At 54.4% G+C, this 15,332-nt stretch carries 18 protein-coding genes and 1 CRISPR repeat array; of the genes, 2 read left to right on the top strand and 16 right to left on the bottom strand.

The window, feature by feature from the left end:
- Positions 1 to 26 precede the first annotated feature (26 nt).
- Entirely contained in the window at positions 27 to 1,019 is a 993-nt protein-coding gene (rpoS, locus tag NA986_RS08875; RefSeq protein WP_000081498.1) for an RNA polymerase sigma factor RpoS, read from the bottom strand.
- A 62-nt stretch (positions 1,020 to 1,081) separates the two neighbouring features.
- Positions 1,082 to 2,164 carry a murein hydrolase activator NlpD gene (nlpD, locus tag NA986_RS08870; protein ID WP_226985738.1) on the bottom strand — a complete coding sequence of 361 codons (1,083 nt, stop codon included), beginning with the start codon at positions 2,162 to 2,164 and terminating at the stop codon, positions 1,082 to 1,084.
- On the opposite strand from nlpD, the gene NA986_RS08865 reads away from it, so the two are divergent.
- The gene (locus NA986_RS08865; RefSeq protein WP_223148970.1) at positions 2,094 to 2,252 is read left to right on the top strand and encodes a peptidase; all 159 of its coding nucleotides are present in this window, start codon (positions 2,094 to 2,096) and stop codon (positions 2,250 to 2,252) included. The two genes, nlpD and NA986_RS08865, sit on opposite strands and share 71 nt — an antisense overlap.
- 138 nt (positions 2,253 to 2,390) lie before the next feature.
- Here the strand turns inward: NA986_RS08865 and NA986_RS08860 are convergent, their stop codons facing one another.
- The 10 genes from NA986_RS08860 to cysD form a co-directional block, all read right to left on the bottom strand.
- Entirely contained in the window at positions 2,391 to 3,017 is a 627-nt protein-coding gene (locus NA986_RS08860; protein ID WP_000253545.1) for a protein-L-isoaspartate(D-aspartate) O-methyltransferase, read from the bottom strand.
- A complete protein-coding gene (gene surE, locus NA986_RS08855; protein ID WP_001221538.1) occupies positions 3,011 to 3,772 on the bottom strand; it encodes a 5'/3'-nucleotidase SurE in 762 nt (253 codons plus the stop codon). Before surE ends, NA986_RS08860 begins: the two co-directional genes overlap by 7 nt.
- A complete protein-coding gene (gene truD / locus NA986_RS08850; protein ID WP_020899156.1) occupies positions 3,753 to 4,802 on the bottom strand; it encodes a tRNA pseudouridine(13) synthase TruD in 1,050 nt (349 codons plus the stop codon). The genes surE and truD overlap by 20 nt, the downstream gene beginning before the upstream one ends.
- The gene (gene ispF / locus NA986_RS08845; RefSeq protein WP_001219245.1) at positions 4,799 to 5,278 is read right to left on the bottom strand and encodes a 2-C-methyl-D-erythritol 2,4-cyclodiphosphate synthase; all 480 of its coding nucleotides are present in this window, start codon (positions 5,276 to 5,278) and stop codon (positions 4,799 to 4,801) included. The genes truD and ispF overlap by 4 nt, the downstream gene beginning before the upstream one ends.
- A complete protein-coding gene (gene ispD / locus NA986_RS08840) occupies positions 5,278 to 5,988 on the bottom strand; it encodes a 2-C-methyl-D-erythritol 4-phosphate cytidylyltransferase (protein WP_000741653.1) in 711 nt (236 codons plus the stop codon). Before ispD ends, ispF begins: the two co-directional genes overlap by 1 nt.
- An 18-nt stretch (positions 5,989 to 6,006) precedes the next feature.
- On the bottom strand, positions 6,007 to 6,318 hold the full coding sequence (gene ftsB, locus NA986_RS08835; RefSeq protein ID WP_000517480.1) for a cell division protein FtsB: 312 nt from the start codon (positions 6,316 to 6,318) through the stop codon (positions 6,007 to 6,009).
- A gap of 190 nt (positions 6,319 to 6,508) precedes the next feature.
- Positions 6,509 to 6,832 (bottom strand): DUF3561 family protein, encoded by a 324-nt coding sequence (locus NA986_RS08830; RefSeq protein WP_001537530.1) that lies wholly within the window; start codon positions 6,830 to 6,832, stop codon positions 6,509 to 6,511.
- A gap of 50 nt (positions 6,833 to 6,882) precedes the next feature.
- Positions 6,883 to 7,488, bottom strand: a complete 606-nt coding sequence (gene cysC, locus NA986_RS08825; protein WP_001173663.1) for an adenylyl-sulfate kinase — start codon at positions 7,486 to 7,488, stop codon at positions 6,883 to 6,885.
- A complete protein-coding gene (cysN, locus tag NA986_RS08820) occupies positions 7,475 to 8,914 on the bottom strand; it encodes a sulfate adenylyltransferase subunit CysN (RefSeq protein ID WP_023216099.1) in 1,440 nt (479 codons plus the stop codon). Before cysN ends, cysC begins: the two co-directional genes overlap by 14 nt.
- Before the next feature lie 9 nt (positions 8,915 to 8,923).
- A complete protein-coding gene (gene cysD / locus NA986_RS08815) occupies positions 8,924 to 9,832 on the bottom strand; it encodes a sulfate adenylyltransferase subunit CysD (RefSeq protein WP_000372384.1) in 909 nt (302 codons plus the stop codon).
- A 250-nt stretch (positions 9,833 to 10,082) separates the two neighbouring features.
- Here cysD and NA986_RS08810 point away from each other — a divergent pair, with 250 nt between their 5' ends.
- Positions 10,083 to 11,129 carry an aminopeptidase gene (locus tag NA986_RS08810; RefSeq protein ID WP_000490481.1) on the top strand — a complete coding sequence of 349 codons (1,047 nt, stop codon included), beginning with the start codon at positions 10,083 to 10,085 and terminating at the stop codon, positions 11,127 to 11,129.
- Positions 11,130 to 11,143: 14 nt separating this feature from the next.
- Positions 11,144 to 12,638: direct repeats of the CRISPR family, unit length 29 nt; unit sequence CGGTTTATCCCCGCTGGCGCGGGGAACAC.
- Positions 12,639 to 12,734: 96 nt separating this feature from the next.
- Here the strand turns inward: NA986_RS08810 and cas2e are convergent.
- From cas2e to cas5e, 4 genes are read right to left on the bottom strand one after another with little or no spacing between them, the layout of a single operon-like run.
- Positions 12,735 to 13,028: a type I-E CRISPR-associated endoribonuclease Cas2e gene (gene cas2e, locus NA986_RS08805; protein WP_001518648.1), complete on the bottom strand. Its 294-nt coding sequence runs from the start codon at positions 13,026 to 13,028 to the stop codon at positions 12,735 to 12,737.
- Positions 13,028 to 13,948 (bottom strand): type I-E CRISPR-associated endonuclease Cas1e, encoded by a 921-nt coding sequence (gene cas1e / locus NA986_RS08800; RefSeq protein ID WP_023216097.1) that lies wholly within the window; start codon positions 13,946 to 13,948, stop codon positions 13,028 to 13,030. The genes cas2e and cas1e overlap by 1 nt, the downstream gene beginning before the upstream one ends.
- Positions 13,945 to 14,595, bottom strand: a complete 651-nt coding sequence (gene cas6e / locus NA986_RS08795; protein WP_000281478.1) for a type I-E CRISPR-associated protein Cas6/Cse3/CasE — start codon at positions 14,593 to 14,595, stop codon at positions 13,945 to 13,947. Before cas6e ends, cas1e begins: the two co-directional genes overlap by 4 nt.
- A complete protein-coding gene (cas5e, locus tag NA986_RS08790) occupies positions 14,577 to 15,323 on the bottom strand; it encodes a type I-E CRISPR-associated protein Cas5/CasD (protein ID WP_023137837.1) in 747 nt (248 codons plus the stop codon). The genes cas6e and cas5e overlap by 19 nt, the downstream gene beginning before the upstream one ends.
- Between the last annotated feature and the right edge of the window lie 9 nt (positions 15,324 to 15,332).

Here is a 15,332-nt window from a genome sequence, read left to right as displayed (position 1 = left end):
GACTGGCCTTTTTTTGACAAGGGTACTTACTCGCGGAACAGCGCTTCGATATTCAGCCCCTGCGTCTGCAGAATTTCGCGCAGACGGCGCAGGCCTTCAACCTGAATCTGACGAACACGTTCACGCGTAAGACCGATTTCACGGCCTACATCTTCCAGTGTCGCAGCTTCATATCCCAGCAGACCGAAACGGCGCGCCAGCACTTCACGCTGTTTGGCGTTCAGTTCGAACAACCATTTGACGATGCTCTGTTTCATATCGTCATCTTGCGTGGTGTCTTCCGGACCGTTCTCTTTTTCATCGGCCAGGATGTCCAGCAACGCTTTTTCGGAATCACCGCCCAGCGGGGTGTCTACCGAGGTAATGCGCTCGTTGAGACGAAGCATACGGCTGACGTCATCAACCGGTTTATCCAGTTGCTCTGCAATTTCTTCCGCACTCGGTTCGTGGTCCAGTTTATGCGACAACTCACGTGCGGTGCGCAGGTATACGTTCAGCTCTTTAACAATGTGAATCGGCAAGCGAATCGTACGGGTTTGGTTCATAATCGCCCGTTCGATTGTCTGGCGAATCCACCAGGTTGCGTATGTTGAGAAGCGGAACCCGCGTTCCGGGTCAAACTTCTCGACTGCACGGATAAGCCCCAGGTTGCCCTCTTCAATCAGGTCCAGCAACGCCAGTCCACGATTGCCATAACGGCGGGCAATTTTTACCACCAGACGCAGGTTACTCTCAATCATGCGACGGCGAGAAGCGACATCTCCACGCAGTGCGCGACGCGCAAAATAGACTTCTTCTTCGGCTGTTAACAGTGGTGAATACCCAATCTCACCAAGGTAAAGCTGAGTCGCGTCCAACACACGCTGTGTGGCCCCTTGCGATAACAGCTCTTCTTCAGCCAGGTCGTTATCACTGGGTTCCTCTTCACTCAAGGCTTTTTCGTCAAAAGCCTCTACTCCGTTCTCATCAAATTCCGCGTCTTCATTTAAATCATGAACTTTCAGCGTATTCTGACTCATAAGGTGGCTCCTACCCGTGATCCCTTGACGGAACTAGCAAGTCAAAGCCTGGTTCCGCCGCTTTATCGCTGCGGTAAATAACGCAGCGGGTTTACGGATTTCCCCTTGTAACGAATTTCAAAATGCAAGCGTGTAGAGCTGGTGCCGGTGCTACCCATAGTAGCGATTTTTTGCCCCGCCTTAACTTCCTGTTGTTCCCGGACCAGCATCGTATCATTATGGGCGTAGGCACTCAGGTAATCATCGTTATGTTTGATGATAATAAGATTACCGTAACCACGCAGTGCGTTACCGGCATATACGACGCGCCCATCAGCGGTTGCGACGATAGCCTGTCCCTTACTGCCTGCAATGTCGATCCCTTTATTGCCCCCTTCGGAAGCGCCAAAGTTTTCGATCACTTTGCCATCCGTCGGCCAGCGCCATGCGGAAATCGGCGCGCTGGTTGACGTACTGCTTGCATTTGGTTCGGTCGTGCTTACCGTTGGTGCCGTTACAGGCCCTGTGACAACCGTCCCAGCAGGCTTGTTGTTTGGCAACATTTTGTTAGCACTTTGTTCACCTGAGCCCTCAGAATACGTAATTGTTGGTTGAGACGCAACTGCAACGGTGGAATTTTGTGCAGACCTGGTCACAACTCCTTGCTGTGCTGCATCCGCCTGGGTGATCGCATTTCCGCCAGTAATTGGCGTGCCGGATGCGTTACCAACTTGCAAAGTTTGCCCTACATTCAGGCTATACGGGGCAGAAATACTGTTTCTCTGGGCCAGATCGCGGAAATCGTTCCCGGTAATCCAGGCGATGTAAAAAAGCGTATCACCCTTTTTCACGGTGTAAGTACTGCCACCCGTATAGCTACCTTTCGGAATATTCCCATACTGGCGATTGTATACGATTCGCCCATTTTCCATCTGCACGGGTTGTTCCGTGACCGGTTGAGTTTGCATGGGCTGCGTTACAGGACGCTGAACGGGTTGAATTTGCGGCGCTTGTTGCGGCGTTTGTTGCGGCGTCGCGCCCATTTTTGGCGGCGGTGTGATCAACATCCCGGAATTGGTATTTGATGACGAACCACTGTCCACAGACGTGACCGGCGCCGGAGGGTTTGACGAACTGGTACAACCTGCCAGCCATAGTGAAACCAGTGATAGTGCCGCAATGCGACTAACGGTGAATTTTGGGCTTCCCGCGCTCATTTATCCCCCAGGAAAAAATTTGGTTAACAACCAGTGACGTAAGAACCGTGCAACGCATTAAGTGAACACGGGAAAATGTGTTCACGATACGCTTAACCCACCGGGAATAACCAGGAAAACTCCAGGTATTCGTTTCGGCTTCATCAGGCGTAAGAGTGGGTGTTTGCAGAGCAAACTAGGCCAGCTCTCCCTTGACTAACGGGACGAAGCGAACGGCCTCCACGGTATCGATAATAAATTCGCCGCCCCGGCGACGCACGCGTTTCAAAAACTGCTGCTCATCGCCCACAGGCAGAACAAGAATGCCGCCTTCATCCAACTGTGCCATGAGCGCGGTAGGAATTTCCGGCGGCGCGGCCGTCACAATGATAGCGTCAAACGGCGCACGCGCCTGCCAGCCTTGCCAGCCATCGCCATGACGGGTAGAAACATTATGTAAATCGAGCTGCTTCAGGCGGCGGCGCGCCTGCCATTGCAGCCCCTTAATCCGCTCAACGGAGCAAACGTGATGTACCAGATGCGCCAGAATCGCCGTCTGATAGCCGGAACCAGTGCCAATTTCCAACACCCTGGATTGCGGCGTCAGTTCGAGCAGTTCCGTCATTCGCGCCACCATATAGGGCTGCGAAATCGTCTGACCCTGGCCTATCGGCAAAGCGATATTTTCCCAGGCCTTATGTTCAAACGCTTCATCAATAAATTTCTCGCGCGGCACTGCGGCAAGCGCATTAAGCACCTGCTCATCTCTGATGCCCTGCGCGCGCAATTGTTCAAGAAGAGCCTGTACACGTCCACTTACCATTGCGTGCCAACTCCCACGCTGTCTAACCAGTCTGAAACCACATCATGCGCGCTGTGCGCGGTTAAATCCACATGCAACGGCGTGACGGAGACGTAGCCTTCATCCACCGCCGCGAAATCGGTATCCGGCCCGGCATCGTATTTATCGCCCGGCGGGCCAATCCAGTACAATGTATTACCGCGCGGATCTTCCTGCGGGATTACTTTATCCGCTGGATGGCGGCTACCACAGCGAGTCACGCGGATGCCTTTAACCTGCGCTAACGGTAGATCCGGGACATTCACGTTGAGAATACGCCCGGTACGCAACGGCTCCCGGCTTAACCCTCGCAAAAGCGCGCAAGTCACGGCTGCAGCCGTATCATAATGCTGATAGCCGTTAAGGGAGACCGCTAATGCCGGAAAGCCGAGATGACGACCTTCCATCGCCGCGGCGACAGTACCGGAATAGATCACATCATCGCCCAGATTCGGACCCGCGTTAATACCGGAAACGACAATATCCGGACGCGGACGCATTAAGGCATTAACGCCCAGATAGACGCAATCGGTCGGCGTCCCCATCTGTACGGCGATATCGCCATTATCAAAGGTAAAAGTACGAAGCGAAGATTCCAGCGTGAGGGAATTAGACGCGCCGCTGCGGTTACGATCCGGGGCTACGACCTGTACATCAGCAAACTCACGCAGCGCTTTCGCCAGCGTTTGTATACCGGGCGCGTGAACCCCGTCATCGTTACTCAGCAATATGCGCATAATCACCCATTGTGTTGATCAGTTCCCTTACTACGCTGGTGGCAAAACTGCCTGCGGGCAGCCAGAAACGTAACTCGACGGTAACGTCATCCCACCAGTTCCAGCTTAATTGTTGCGGATAAAGCAGCATCGCTCTGCGCGACGCTTCTACTTTTTCGCGCAGCAACAGCGATTGCAACACCGTTTCCTGGGCAATGGCATCTTGCTCAAACGCCAGCGCCGCACGCTGTGTTCCCCACTCTCCGCTGCCCGGTAACGACGCTGTAATCATCAGCTCTTTTTCGTCTACCCGGCGCTGCAATTCAGGCAGTTCTTCAGATGTCGCGACGAACCAGCTTCCACGCCCCGCTAATTGTAGCGCATCGCCGTCAACAACTTGATTAAAGTCTGGTTTCTTCAGCCGCTGGTGAACAATTTGATTAAACAACGCGCTACGTGCCGCCGACAACCAAAAACTGCGTTTATTGCGATCGCGCACCGGCGCGTTACTTTGCGCCCAGCGCAGCGCGCCCTGCAAGTTGCTGCCGCCAATGCCGAATCGCTGTGCGCCGAAATAGTTCGGCACGCCGCCATCGCGAATCGCCTGCAATCGTGTTTCGACATCGCGGCGATCGCTTATTTCACGCAACACCAGCGTAAAGGCATTGCCTTTCAGCGCGCCTAAACGCAGCTTACGCTTGTGACGCGCGTATTCCAGCACTTTACAACCTTCCAGCTGAAAGGCGCTGAAATCGGGCATCTCTTTCCCCGGCACGCGCGCGCACAGCCACTGCTCGGTAACGGCGTGTTTATCTTTTTGCCCGGCAAAGCTCACTTCGCGAGTGTGAATTTTCAGGAATTTCGCCAGCGCGTCAGCGACAAAACGGGTATTGCAACCGTTTTTCAAAATACGCAGCAGAATGTGCTCGCCTTCACCATCCGGCGTAAAGCCTAAATCTTCAACCACCACAAAATCTTCCGGATTCGCTTTCAGCAATCCGCTACCTTGTGGTTTTCCGTGCAGCCAGGTGAGATTGTCAAACTCTGTCATTTCGCCGCCTTCATCAGCAGCGCGACCGCTTCGCAGGCAATGCCTTCTCCGCGTCCGGTAAATCCGAGCTTTTCCGTCGTCGTCGCCTTCACGTTAACCTCATCCATATGGCAGCCGAGATCTTCGGCGATAAAGACGCGCATTTGCGGAATATGCGGCAGCATTTTCGGCGCCTGCGCAATAATGGTGACATCTACGTTGCCGAGGGTGTACCCCTTCGCCTGAATACGACGCCAGGCTTCACGCAGTAGTTCGCGGCTATCCGCTCCCTTAAATGCCGGATCGGTATCCGGGAAGAGCTTGCCGATATCGCCAAGCGCCGCCGCACCCAGCAGCGCATCGGTCAGCGCATGTAACGCCACATCGCCATCGGAATGCGCCAATAGCCCTTTTTCATAAGGGATACGCACGCCGCCAATAATAATCGGCCCTTCTCCGCCAAACGCGTGTACGTCAAAACCGTGTCCAATTCGCATTATGCTTTCTCCTGGTGGATGGTTCGGGTCAGATAAAATTCCGCCAGCGCCAGATCTTCCGGACGGGTGACCTTGATGTTATCCGCGCGACCTTCTACCAGCGCCGGATGAAAACCACAATATTCCAGCGCTGACGCTTCGTCGGTGATGGTCGCGCCTTCATTCAGCGCACGCGTCAGACAATCGTGCAAGAGTTCGCGGGGGAAAAACTGCGGGGTGAGCGCGTGCCATAAATCGGCGCGCTCTACGGTATGGGCAATAGCGTTCTTCCCCGGTTCGCCGCGTTTCATGGTGTCGCGCACCGGACTGGCGAGGATACCGCCGACCCGGCTGTTTTCGCTGATGGTCAGCAACCGCGCAAGGTCATCCTGATGCAAACAGGGTCTTGCCGCGTCGTGCACCAGCACCCACTGCGCCTTTGCAACGGCCTGTAACCCGGCCAAAACGGAATCAGCGCGTTCGTTGCCGCCATCCACAACGGTGATTTGCGGATGATTCGCCAGCGGAAGTTGGGCAAAGCGATGATCGCCAGGGCTGATAGCAATAACAACGCGTGTCACCCGAGGATGCGCCAGCAGCGCATGAACTGAGTGCTCCAGAATGGTTTTATTACCGATTGAGAGATACTGCTTAGGACATTCTGTTTGCATTCGGCGGCCAAATCCGGCAGCCGGCACCACGGCGCAAACGTCCAATAAAGTGGCTGCCATGTTAAATCCCTGGATGGTTTATCGATGAGTTTGCCCCGCCGTTGCCGCGCGTTTTGAGGCGTCAGGCACCAGACGATAGAAGGTTTCGCCCGGTTTGGTCATGCTAAGTTCGTTGCGCGCGCGCTCCTCAATCGCTTCCTGGCCGCCATTGAGATCGTCAATTTCGGCAAAAAGCTGATCGTTACGCGCTTTAAGTTTGGCGTTTGTCGCCTGCTGCGCGACCACATCATCGTTGACGCGGCTATAGTCATGTATGCCGTTCTTACCGAACCACAGCGAGTACTGTAGCCAGACCAGTAAAGCCAGCAACAGCAGCGTTAGTTTACCCATCCTGCCCCCTGAAAAACGGCATCATCATCCCATAACGTCCTCTGTGACTCCACATTCAGGACGGGATTGCCGCGACAACGCCGGCAAATGTACCACATTTGCCGGATGTTACGTATACCCGAGTAAGGAGAACATAATCTCATTGTTGGTTACGGTTTGAATTATGACCGGAGGCGCAGTGATAACCCGTCTACCCTAATAGCCATATGAATAACGCGCCGAACAGCGCGCCTACGGCCAGTAGAGTAAACATGATGCTAAAAAGTATTTTGCCCTTTACCAACAGATGCAACGCAATGCCGATAATCACCGATACCGGCATTAACGCGAGGAAAAAGGGCCAGGTATAGAGGAAAAAAAACAGCGTGTTAGGGCCATAAAGCAGAAAAGGGATCCCCAACGCCAGCAGCCATGACACAAAGCCGACCACCGCCCCCGGAAATGCACTGGTGGCGTCATCGTCGACCATGAAGGCGTCTGACCTTGTGAAAGTAATGTTATGGCTATTACGCATATTAAATCCTGTAACCTTGACCATACCGGGCATACAAGCCCGGTGGTGTCTCAGGATCTGATAATATCGCGCCGTCTCAGCAGGTCTAATAATTGGGAAACCAAATTTGTTACTAATTGTTCACCATTAAGATGAACCTGTGGCGAGTCAGGCGCTTCGTAAATGGCGTCGATGCCGGTAAAGTTACGCAACTCGCCCGCACGCGCTTTTTTATACAACCCTTTAGGATCGCGCTGTTCACAGATAGCCAGCGGCGTATTGACATAAATCTCGATAAAACGATCGTGGCCGACGCGCTCTTTTACCAGTTGCCGCTCGGCGCGGTGCGGAGAAATAAATGCCGTCAAAACAATCAGGCCGGCGTCCGCCATCAGGCTGGCCACTTCGCCTACCCGCCGGATATTCTCCTGGCGATCGGCATCGCTAAAGCCTAAATCACGGCACAAACCGTGGCGCACATTATCGCCATCCAACAGGTAGGTACTGACGCCACGCTGATGTAACGCCTCTTCCAGCGCGCCGGCCACCGTTGATTTTCCCGAACCGGAGAGTCCGGTAAACCACAGCACCACGCCACGGTGGCCGTGGAGCTGTTCACGGGCGGCGACAGTAACGGGATGAGAGTGCCAGACCACGTTCTCATCATGCAGCGCCATGTTTATCTCCCAGCAAATCTCGGGCGTCCCAGTGCGGAAAATGACGGCGTACCAGCGCATTCAGCTCCAGCTCAAACGCACTGTATTCCACGGGCGGCGTCGCTCCGCGTTCGTCCAGTTCCCGCACCATGCCAGCGCCCACGGTAACGTTAGAAAGCCGGTCGATAAAAATCAGTCCGCCCGTCACCGGATTTTGCTGATAAATATCCAGCGCGAGCGGCTCATCGAATGTCATCTCTACCAGACCAATACCGTTTAACGGCAGGCTCTCGACGTCTCGTTGGGTCAGATTGTTGATATCAATCTGATAGCGAATAGCCTCGATACGCGCGCGGGTTTTCTTACCCGCGAGTTTAACGTCGTAGCTTTGGCCCGGCGCCAGCGGCTGTTCCGCCATCCATACCACGTCGATCGCGGCGTGCCGCGCAGGTGCCAGCGTCTCGTTTGCCGTCAGCAGCAGATCGCCGCGGCTAATATCAATGTCGTCGTTGAGTACCAGGGTAATGGCTTCGCCCGCACAGGCTTCTTCTTTATCGCCATCAAAAGTGACGATACGCGCCACGCTGGATTCCACGCCAGACGGCAGCACTTTAATGCGCTCTCCGACTTTGACGCTACCAGACGCCAGAGTGCCGGCATACCCCCGAAAATCAAGATTCGGGCGATTGACGTATTGTACCGGAAAGCGCATCGGCTGACGGTCTATCGCACGCTGTATGTCTACCGTTTCCAGGACTTCCAGCAGCGTCGGACCGCTGTACCAGCGCATATTCGCGCTCTGCGCGGCGACATTATCCCCTTCCAGCGCCGAAAGCGGGACAAAGCGAATATCCAGATCGCCCGGCAACTGTTCAGCAAAGGTCAGGTAATCTTCACGAATACGGGCGAAGGTCTCTTCGCGGTAGTCAACGAGATCCATTTTGTTGATTGCCACCACCAGGTGTTTGATCCCCAACAGAGTGGAGATAAAGCTATGACGACGCGTCTGATCCAGCACGCCTTTACGCGCGTCGATCAGTAGGATCGCCAGATCGCAGGTGGACGCTCCGGTCGCCATATTACGAGTATATTGTTCATGGCCCGGCGTGTCGGCGATAATAAATTTTCGTTTTTCCGTGGAGAAATAGCGGTACGCGACGTCAATAGTAATGCCCTGCTCACGCTCGGCCTGCAGCCCATCTACCAGCAGCGCCAGATCGAGTTTTTCTCCCTGCGTGCCATGACGTTTACTGTCATTATGCAGAGAAGAGAGCTGATCTTCGTAAATTTGCAGGGTATCGTGCAGCAAACGACCTATCAGCGTACTTTTACCGTCATCAACGCTGCCACAGGTTAAAAAACGCAGCAGGCTTTTGTGTTGTTGGGCAATCATCCAGGCTTCGACGCCGCCTTCATTGGCGATTTGTTGTGCAAGTATGGTGTTCATGGCGACTCCTTAGAAATACCCCTGACGTTTTTTAAGCTCCATCGACCCCGCCTGATCGCGGTCAATCATCCTCCCCTGGCGCTCGCTGGTGGTAGAAACCAGCATCTCTTCGATAATTTCCGGCAGCGTTTGCGCGTGGGATTCCACCGCCCCGGTGAGCGGCCAACAGCCAAGTGTACGGAAGCGCACCATCCTTTTTTTGATGACTTCGCCAGGCTGGAGATCGATACGATCGTCATCCACCATCATCAACATGCCGTCACGTTCCAGAACCGGGCGTTCAGCAGCCAAATACAGCGGCACGATGTCGATGTTTTCCAGCCAGATGTATTGCCAGATATCCTGCTCTGTCCAGTTGGAGAGCGGGAAGACGCGTATACTTTCGCCTTTATTAATCTGACCGTTATAGTTACGCCACAACTCTGGCCGCTGATTTTTCGGGTCCCAGCGATGGAAACGGTCACGAAAGGAGTAAATACGTTCTTTCGCGCGGGATTTTTCCTCATCGCGCCGTGCGCCGCCGAACGCGGCATCAAAACCGTACTTATTCAGCGCCTGCTTTAACCCTTCGGTTTTCATAATGTCGGTGTGTTTAGCGCTACCGTGAACGAACGGATTGATACCCATCGCCACGCCTTCCGGATTTTTATGTACCAGCAATTCGCAGCCGTATGCGTTGGCGGTACGATCGCGAAAGGCGTACATCTCACGGAATTTCCAACCGGTATCAACGTGCAATAGCGGGAACGGTAACGTACCCGGATAAAACGCCTTACGCGCCAGATGCAGCATGACGCTGGAGTCTTTACCAATAGAGTACAGCATGACCGGATTAGCGAATTCCGCTGCCACTTCACGGATAATGTGGATACTTTCCGCCTCCAGTTGCCGCAGGTGGGTGAGTCGTTTTTGATCCATAACCGTTCCTTTGCAATACCGTTTTTTGCTAAACATTTCGATTACACGACTATAGGGAGCGCAGGAGAGTGAATGAAATGACGAATTGGAATGAGTAGTTCCTCAAAGGAATAACGCGGCCCAAAAACCAATATCAAAAAATGCTTAACGTACCGGATTGCCAGCATTTAGGAGCAAATGAAATTGTATTAACACGATCGCGGTTTCATACTAGCCACGTAAAATTTTGTTCTGTATTTAAGGACTCATTATGTTTTCCGCAACGCGCCGCTTTGCCGTCATTCTGGCGCTCGGCGTAGGCTTTATCCTTCCTGCACAAGCAGCATCACCAGGGCCTGGTGAAATAGCGAATACTCAGGCACGACATATCGCCACCTTTTTTCCCGGGAGAATGACGGGCTCCCCCGCCGAGATGTTATCTGCCGATTATTTACGCCAACAATTTACCCAGATGGGATACCAAAGCGATATTCGAACGTTTAATAGCCGATTTATTTATACCACGAAGGATAATCGCAAAAACTGGCATAACGTGACGGGCAGTACGGTCATCGCCGCCCATGAAGGGCGCGTGCCGCAGCAGATCATCATTATGGCGCATCTGGATACCTACGCTCCGCAGAGCGACGCTGATGTCGATGCCAATCTGGGCGGTTTAACGTTACAGGGAATGGATGATAATGCCGCGGGATTAGGCGTTATGCTGGAACTGGCGGCGCGTCTGAAAGATATACCGACCCATTATGGGATTCGTTTTATCGCCACCAGCGGGGAAGAAGAGGGAAAGCTAGGCGCGGAAAATTTACTCAAACGAATGAGTGACGCTGAGAAGAAAAATACGCTGCTGGTCATTAATCTCGATAACCTGATTGTTGGCGACAAGCTCTATTTTAATAGCGGGAAAAATACGCCTGAAGCGGTGCGTACACTGACCCGCGATCGGGCATTAGCGATTGCGCGCCGTTATGGTATCGCCGCCAACACCAATCCGGGACGCAATCCATCCTACCCCAAAGGAACGGGTTGCTGTAATGACGCGGAGGTTTTCGATAAAGCGGGAATATCGGTGCTTTCTGTTGAGGCGACGAACTGGAATCTGGGTAAAAAAGACGGATACCAGCAACGCGTGAAAAATGCATCCTTCCCGAACGGCAATAGCTGGCACGACGTACGGCTTGATAATCAACAGCATATAGACAAGGCGCTGCCTGGGCGGATTGAGCGCCGTAGCCGCGATGTAGTGCGGATAATGCTGCCGTTGGTAAAAGAGCTGGCGAAGGCGGAAAAAACGTCCTGATATGCTGGTGAAACGTGTTTATCCCCGCTGGCGCGGGGAACACAGCTGAACAAACGTCAGGCGGGTGTACCAGTTCGGTTTCTCCCGGCTGACGCGGGGAACACGAGCTGGCGAACCTGATGGCGGGCGACGTGGACGGTTTATCCCCGCTGGCGCGGGGAACACCATTGCGTTGTGAGCGCATTGAGTTGATTACTCGGTTTATCCCCGCTGGCGCGGGGAACACGTTTCTTTTGCCAGTAGTTCTCTGTAAGTAGCCGGTTTATCCCCGCTGGCGCGGGGAACACGGCGGCACAGCACGGAATAGCGCCTCAATACGGCGGTTTATCCCCGCTGGCGCGGGGAACACGGTGAAGCCGCTCCGATGAAGTGGGTTCCCAGCGGTTTATCCCCGCTGGCGCGGGGAACACGCGTCGCGCGTGATGTGGCAGGCATTTGAGAGCGGTTTATCCCCGCTGGCGCGGGGAACACAATCATCTTGTTTGCGAGTGTTTTTTATAAACCGGTTTATCCCCGCTGGCGCGGGGAACACAACATCGGCGTAAACGCGGCTTTTTCGGATGGCGGTTTATCCCCGCTGGCGCGGGGAACACAGGAGAAACAGCCCCCCCTTTTTCCCTTTTTTCGGTTTATCCCCGCTGGCGCGGGGAACACAGTGATGGTGTGAGAGGTATGTGTCGCAGTTGCGGTTTATCCCCGCTGGCGCGGGGAACACGCTAACGTTCCACGCCAACGGATCACCTAGGCCCGGTTTATCCCCGCTGGCGCGGGGAACACTGTGGAGCATATCGGTAAATTCTGGGGATGGGCGGTTTATCCCCGCTGGCGCGGGGAACACAAACGCCGCCGCGCAGCTGCTGGACTACGCATCGGTTTATCCCCGCTGGCGCGGGGAACACCAGAGCAAAAAGAGCGTATGAAGCGCAACTCACGGTTTATCCCCGCTGGCGCGGGGAACACACAGGTGCTTTCAATCACTATCAAAGTCACAACGGTTTATCCCCGCTGGCGCGGGGAACACCGCAACCGGGTAGCCCTCTTCTTTGTAAAGAACGGTTTATCCCCGCTGGCGCGGGGAACACCGTGCGACGAAATCGACCAGTGATTTGTGGGGCGGTTTATCCCCGCTGGCGCGGGGAACACGCGGCGCCCTTGCGCCCGGATCTGGTGATTTTCGGTTTATCCCCGCTGGCGCGGGGAACACGTTGCCGTACCGGAGGCGCAGCAAATCGCGGCCGGTTTATCCCCGCTGGCGCGGGGAACACCCCCTTTGATATAGCGAAATAAAAGGCGGGTACGGTTTATCCCCGCTGGCGCGGGGAACACGGTATAACCAGTATTATTGTCAACACGGATGACGGTTTATCCCCGCTGGCGCGGGGAACACAACACCGACCGGAATTAATCTGGAATACCCGTCGGTTTATCCCCGCTGGCGCGGGGAACACGGGTCAGATTCTTCTATGGCAACATCAAGTAACGGTTTATCCCCGCTGGCGCGGGGAACACACTAAAACTATATATTTGTTCTAAAAGCCCTTTTTTACTACCTAACAAACTACCAACGGTAAGATAACAATTCCTTATTATTAAAGAACATTCAACTTATTGATTTTCAACAGGAAGAAAAGAAACTAATCTAAGTCCATCCAAATCTACCGGAATACGTCTGTTTTCACCCCAGGTCTGGAACTCAAAACCAGACTCAGTATTTGTTGCCCAGGCCATTACTACGTTTCCGACTCCGCCAAGCTGTGTGATCTGTTGCCAAATCATTTCCCGAATACGCTTCGAGGTATCGCCAACATAAACACCTGCACGAACCTCCAGTAACCAGACGGCAAGGCGACCCCGCAGGCGCGGCGGTACGTTTTCCGTGACTACAACCACCATACTCATCAACCATGCCCCCGATGGCCGCTATCACCCAATGATTCAGGTTCCGGTATTGCTGGCGGCAGCATATCCGGCGCAGGCTGAGGTGGTTTAATTTCACCGGCAGCGAGCACCTCTTCGATCAGCGGGATCAATTTTCCGGTCAGCTTCGAACTGCGAAAAATATCCCGGCAGGCCAGGCGCACTTCTTTATCAGGTTCCGCCGGGTGACGAGCGGCGATCTCAAATGCTTTGGGCACCACCGATTCAAATTTGATGATATCGGCAATGTCATAAACAAAAGAAAGCGGCTTACCGCTATGGATAAAACCGATAGCCGGCGCATATCCCGCCGCCAGGATAGCCGCTTCTGAAATCCCGTACAGGCACGATGTCGCCGCGCTAATACATCGGTTGACGACATCCCCCTTCTCCCAGTCTTTCGGATCATAGTTACGACCATGCCATTTCACGCCATACTGCTTCGCCAGTAATGCATAGGTCGCCCGCACACGGGATCCTTCAATACCGCGCAGTTGCTCAACGGAACGACGGGCGGGAGGCGGCTCACGAAAACGCAGCTCATACATTTTGCGGACTACTTTAAGCCGCAGGTCATCATCTAACGCCAGCTTTGCCTGATAAAGCAACTTATCGGCTCGTGCGCCTCCGGGTTGTCCGGAGGAATAGACCCGCACTCCCGCCTCGCCCACCCATACCAACAGGGTGCCGACCGTTGATGCCAAATGCACTGCCGCATGGGAAACCCGCGTTCCCAGTTCCAGCATGATACAAGCGACCGAACCGACGGGAATATGCGTGCGGACTCCCGTTTTATCGATCAGCACGAATGCCCCATCCAGCACGTCAATTTGACCGTACTGGAGGAAGATCATCGAGGTTCGATCTTTTAACGGGATCGGGTTGAGCGGTACGAACGTCACGCGTCGTCTCCGGGTTTGATCATCATCATTCCGCAGCCAAACGCCCGGCTTTTACCGTACCCCTGCGCCAGACGTTGCAGGAAAAGCACGGGATCGTTAAGCACCAGCACGCCGGTATAGTCCACGCTGCTAAACTGAATCATCTGCCGGGATTTCTCTCGACGTATCTGCTGCTGCCGATAAGCATCAACGCTCGTTTCGCGCAGGGTGAAGCCATTTTGCTCCCCCTGGCGCGCCAACCACGTCAGCGCCGCCTGCTGCTGATAAGACCAAATATCCTGGCTATCACCCTGCGTTTTACGCTGGCGTTTCGCCTCCATCAGCAAATCGTGACGCTTGCCGTTTTTGCAAACCGTCGGATTGGCGCGCAAGTTAAACCGCAGCGTCTGTCCCGCGCTCAGCATTGGCGCAAATGGGCGAGTCTGCACGTCAAAAATCGCGCTGGCGGCAGGCTGTTCCTGTGAGAGAACAAAAAAGCGAAACGCGCCCTGTAACTCTTCGCGGCGATAAAGAAACTGCCGTTCCTTGCCGCCGGGAAAGAGATCCCATAACCACTGGTGCATCACGTACTCGCCGCGCTCCACCAGATGCAAGAGCTGTGCCGGCGAAAGCTCGCTGGTGTGCAGCGTTATTCTTGAGAGATACACGCGTCCTCCTTGCGGAGCCACGGCCCCTGATTCACGCTACGTTCACCGAACAGCCATTGCTGGCGGCTCAACGGCATGTCGCGACGACGTAAAATTTTGTTCGCCGTTAAGCCATCGTGTTCACCTTCCCACCAGCATTCATTCTGTAATCCGGGGAGAGTCAGTTTCAGCGTATTGAATTTATCCTGATACCAACGATATGCTTCACGCAGGACATCCGCCGCACTCCCTTCCAGCAGTTGCGGCGCAAGCGGCAACGCCAGAGGGTGACTTTTGCGCCCCAGATACAGCGGGAACACAGGATGTTGTAACGCCGCCTGAAGCTGCGCCAACGTGTAAGGCGCGTCCGGCGTCGCGCTGACAGCGATCATCCACCAGGCGTCGGTGTAGTAGTCGCGTCGGGAAATCAGCGCGCTCAGTAACTCAGGAGCCTGCAACTCTTCACGGCGGCTGAAGTAACGTGCCTTACGTACCTCTTTCGGCATCTGCACCGTGTGATAATCCCGCGCCCAGCGCGGGTTGCCGCTGGCGCACAGCAAAAATTGGTAATGACGATTGAAGGCGTTTAGCCGTTCCTCCTCATCGCGGCGAATACCCAGCGCCGCAGCTAATAACCCCAACAGCGCAGAACGCGAAGGAAGTTCATGGCTGTGGCGCACTTCGCCTGGCGCATCCACGCCCCAAGAGGCCATCGGCCCATGAAGCTGAAAAACCAGATATTGGCTCATAAGCCGCCC

The organism is Salmonella sp. NW177, from assembly GCF_051811585.1.
GTDB lineage: Bacteria > Pseudomonadota > Gammaproteobacteria > Enterobacterales > Enterobacteriaceae > Salmonella > Salmonella enterica.
Note: the sequence above shows the minus strand (reverse complement) of the source record. Positions and strands in the feature narration are given on the sequence as shown.

What these genes read in the sequence shown, in the direction of transcription:
- cas2e (WP_001518648.1), bottom strand. Translation starts at nt 13,028, where the DNA reads ATGAGTATGGTGGTTGTAGTCACGGAAAACGTACCGCCGCGCCTGCGG.
- ftsB (WP_000517480.1), bottom strand. Translation starts at nt 6,318, where the DNA reads ATGGGTAAACTAACGCTGCTGTTGCTGGCTTTACTGGTCTGGCTACAG.
- ispD (WP_000741653.1), bottom strand. Translation starts at nt 5,988, where the DNA reads ATGGCAGCCACTTTATTGGACGTTTGCGCCGTGGTGCCGGCTGCCGGA.
- cysD (WP_000372384.1), bottom strand. Translation starts at nt 9,832, where the DNA reads ATGGATCAAAAACGACTCACCCACCTGCGGCAACTGGAGGCGGAAAGT.
- truD (WP_020899156.1), bottom strand. Translation starts at nt 4,802, where the DNA reads ATGACAGAGTTTGACAATCTCACCTGGCTGCACGGAAAACCACAAGGT.
- NA986_RS08830 (WP_001537530.1), bottom strand. Translation starts at nt 6,832, where the DNA reads ATGCGTAATAGCCATAACATTACTTTCACAAGGTCAGACGCCTTCATG.
- cas5e (WP_023137837.1), bottom strand. Translation starts at nt 15,323, where the DNA reads ATGAGCCAATATCTGGTTTTTCAGCTTCATGGGCCGATGGCCTCTTGG.
- NA986_RS08860 (WP_000253545.1), bottom strand. Translation starts at nt 3,017, where the DNA reads ATGGTAAGTGGACGTGTACAGGCTCTTCTTGAACAATTGCGCGCGCAG.
- rpoS (WP_000081498.1), bottom strand. Translation starts at nt 1,019, where the DNA reads ATGAGTCAGAATACGCTGAAAGTTCATGATTTAAATGAAGACGCGGAA.
- cysN (WP_023216099.1), bottom strand. Translation starts at nt 8,914, where the DNA reads ATGAACACCATACTTGCACAACAAATCGCCAATGAAGGCGGCGTCGAA.
- ispF (WP_001219245.1), bottom strand. Translation starts at nt 5,278, where the DNA reads ATGCGAATTGGACACGGTTTTGACGTACACGCGTTTGGCGGAGAAGGG.
- cysC (WP_001173663.1), bottom strand. Translation starts at nt 7,488, where the DNA reads ATGGCGCTGCATGATGAGAACGTGGTCTGGCACTCTCATCCCGTTACT.
- surE (WP_001221538.1), bottom strand. Translation starts at nt 3,772, where the DNA reads ATGCGCATATTGCTGAGTAACGATGACGGGGTTCACGCGCCCGGTATA.
- NA986_RS08810 (WP_000490481.1), top strand. Translation starts at nt 10,083, where the DNA reads ATGTTTTCCGCAACGCGCCGCTTTGCCGTCATTCTGGCGCTCGGCGTA.